This is a genomic window from Henriciella sp. (genome assembly GCF_049649345.1).
GTDB lineage: Bacteria > Pseudomonadota > Alphaproteobacteria > Caulobacterales > Hyphomonadaceae > Henriciella.
In genome coordinates, this window is the sequence record NZ_JBARZC010000160.1 from 1 (window position 1) to 1,546 (window position 1,546).

The following is a 1,546-nucleotide window of genomic DNA, read 5'->3' on the forward strand; positions in this document are numbered from 1 at the left end:
CTTCTGGAGCATGTCCGTATAGCCGGACTCGTCGAGGATGACCTGCGCCAGCTCGTGATGCCGCATGCCATTGGCCAGCCGGTCGCGCCACATATTGATCTGGTCGATGAAACTGGTGAGCCCGCGCTTGGCCGGCCCTTTTATCTCATCGGTCTGCAGGACCATCGGGGTCAGCGTGAACAGCGAGCGGCCATCCTCACGCGCAAAGAGTTGCAGCTTCTGCAGGCTGGACGCACCAACGCCGCGCTTGGGTTGGTTGACCACGCGCTCGAAGGCGAGGTCGTCATCGGGCGAGCGGATGAGGCGGAGATAGGCCATCGCATCGCGAATCTCAGCGCGCTCGAAGAAGCGCGGGCCGCCGATCACGCGATAGGGAATGCCCAGCATGATGAGCCGCTCTTCAAACAGGCGCATCTGCCAGGACGCGCGCACAAGGATGGCGCAGTCCTCATGCTTGCCGCCCTTGTTCACATAGCTCTCAATGTCATCGCAGATCAGGCGCGCCTCGGCCTCGCCATCCCACAGGCCGCGCACCTTGACCTTGTCAGCATCCGGGTCCGCACTGGCTTCCTCGCCGACATAGAGCGTCTTGCCGAGCCGGCCCTTATTGTAATTGATCACCGATGAGGCGGCCGCGAGAATGTGCGCGGTGGAGCGGTAATTGCGCTCCAGCCGGATGACTTTCGCGCCGGGGAAATCCTTTTCGAAACGCAGGATATTGTCGACCTCGGCGCCCCGCCAGCCATAGATCGACTGGTCGTCATCGCCGACGCAGCAGATATTGCCGGTCCCACGCGCGAGCAGGCGCAGCCAGAGATACTGGGCGACGTTCGTGTCCTGATACTCGTCGACGAGGATGTATTTGAACCGCTTGTGATAGTCGGCGAGGAGGTCAGGGTTTTCCTGGAAGATCGTAATGTTGTGGATCAGCAGGTCACCGAAGTCGCATGCATTGAGGACTTTCAGGCGCGCCTGATAGATCTCGTAAAGCTTGATCGCCTTGCCATCGGCAAAGTTCCAGGCCTCGTCCTGCGGGACTTTGGACGGTGTCAGCGCGCGGTTCTTCCAGCCATCGATGAGGCTGGAGAGATGGCGCGGCGTCCAGCGCTTGGTGTCTATGTTCTCCGCCTCGATGATCTGTTTGCAGAGGCGGATGACGTCATCTGTATCGAGGATGGTGAAGCTTGATTTGAGGCCGGCAAGCTCGGCATGACGGCGCAGGATCTGCGCGCTGATCGAGTGGAAGGTGCCGAGCCAGCGCAGGCCTTCTCCGGCGTCGCCGATCAGCTTCAGCGCGCGCTCGCGCATCTCGCGCGCCGCCTTGTTGGTGAAGGTGACGGTGAGGGTTTGCGAAGGCCAGGCGAGTTTGGACGCAATGATATGGGCGAGCCGGGTGGTCAGGACGCGCGTCTTGCCGGTGCCAGCGCCAGCCAGGACCAGGAGCGGGCCCTCGGTCGTTTCGACCTCCTCGCGCTGCTCGGGATTGAGACCCTCCACATAGTCGGCATTGGCGTCTGGCACAGGCGCGCGGGCAGCGGCCATGTCC

Annotated in this window: 1 protein-coding gene; it reads right to left on the reverse strand. The window is 62.2% G+C overall.

All coding sequences use genetic code 11. From position 1 onward, the window contains the following. On the reverse strand, positions 1–1,546 hold a 1,546-nt coding region (locus WA989_RS03930), incomplete at both ends, for an ATP-dependent helicase (protein WP_424339212.1).